Origin of the sequence: Companilactobacillus nantensis DSM 16982, assembly GCF_001435815.1 — a bacterium.
Lineage (GTDB): Bacteria > Bacillota > Bacilli > Lactobacillales > Lactobacillaceae > Companilactobacillus > Companilactobacillus nantensis.
The window spans coordinates 1-1,419 of the sequence record NZ_AZFV01000075.1 but is presented as its reverse complement, the minus strand read 5'-3'; the positions used below and the strand labels follow the sequence as shown (position 1 = coordinate 1,419).

Genomic DNA, 1,419 nt, shown 5'->3' with positions numbered 1-1,419 from the left:
TGACGTTTACCCAAAAAGTTAGAACTTTTATTTAGGCTACTTGTAACTGCTCGAATTCGAGCGGTGAAAGGTAGCCTAATTTTTTTTGTATTCTTTCTTCGTTGTAGTATTGAATCCATTCCTTCATAGCTGTGGTCAATTCTTTACCTGTTGCAAAACTATCAGCAGGACCAATTTCTGCTTTTAACTTGTTAAATGTAGTCTCACACGCTGCATTATCTAAGCATGTCGCTCTGCGAGACATGCTTTGTTTTATTTTTCCCTTTTTCAAGAGTTTACGCCATTGTCCATGTTGATATTGCCAACCCTGATCGGTATGTAACAACACTCTATATCCAGTTTCGGGTAAAGTCCGAATCAATCGTTTTAATGGAGATAATGAAAATTCTAAGTCAGGATGACTACTTATTTCAAATTCCAAAATTTTCTTTGTAAATAAATCTTTAATTAATTCTAAATAAACCTTATCTCCATTTTTGGCCTTCAATTCAGTTACATCACATGTTAACTTCTGGTAAATACGATCACATTCATTACGTCTTCTGAGAACATTTTTTGCCTTTTTACCAGAAGGTCCCTTTGAAGAATCGTATTTTCTCGTTCTCTTCGAGAACTTAGTACATTTCAATCCCATTTCAAACATAAGTCTTTGAATTTTTTTATGATTAGGTATTTTGATTCCTAGTCTTTTACAAATGGACCTTACTCTGGGGGATACTCTATTTACACCATAATTGCCTTTATTCTTATTAAATACATATCTGATTATTCCCATTAGGGCAGAATCAGGATGGATTAATGAAAGCCGCTTCTGCCAATATTCGAAAGTAGATAATGCGATTGGCAATGCTTCAATCATATCGATTAATCTGTATTTCTTTTTGAGTTCGAGGATGATTTTTGAGAGTTCTTTGTTTGAGAGCTCTTCAAATTTTGAGTTTTTTTTAGAAATTCGTTTTGTATCTTCAATAACAAGTTCTCGTGTTCTAACTCTTTGATTCTTTGTTTTTCGCTCTTTGATGACATGTTTTTTAACTCCCGGTCGCATATCTACGAGGGCCTTTGGCCCGTAGATATTATATTCACTTTCCCAACGTATAACAGCCTCCACTGATCTGAACGCGAAGTGTATGCAAGTTTCTGAAATTGAGGCATGATTATCTTGTTTCCACTTTATCAAAGTTACACGTGATTCCCCAGTTATTTTTGGAGGATTGATTAATTTATCTTTTCCATGAATTTTATAAATTCCTACTAAAATACTGAATAAAGTTGCGTTAATTCCATATTTTTTACATATAAAGTACTTAGATACGTTCTCTTTTATATACTCCTCAATTATTTCTATTTTTTTCTCAATTGTAATTTTAGTCACAAAAATACCCCCAAAATTGTTCTAACTTTGGGGGTATAGGTCAC

The 1,419-nt window shown here is 33.4% G+C and carries 1 protein-coding gene; it reads right to left on the bottom strand.

Features of this window, described 5'->3' with window-relative positions:
* Nucleotides 1-31: 31 nt before the first annotated feature.
* Entirely contained in the window at nucleotides 32-1,375 is a 1,344-nt protein-coding gene (locus FD31_RS13745; RefSeq protein WP_057893328.1) for an IS3 family transposase, read from the bottom strand.
* Nucleotides 1,376-1,419: the final 44 nt, after the last annotated feature.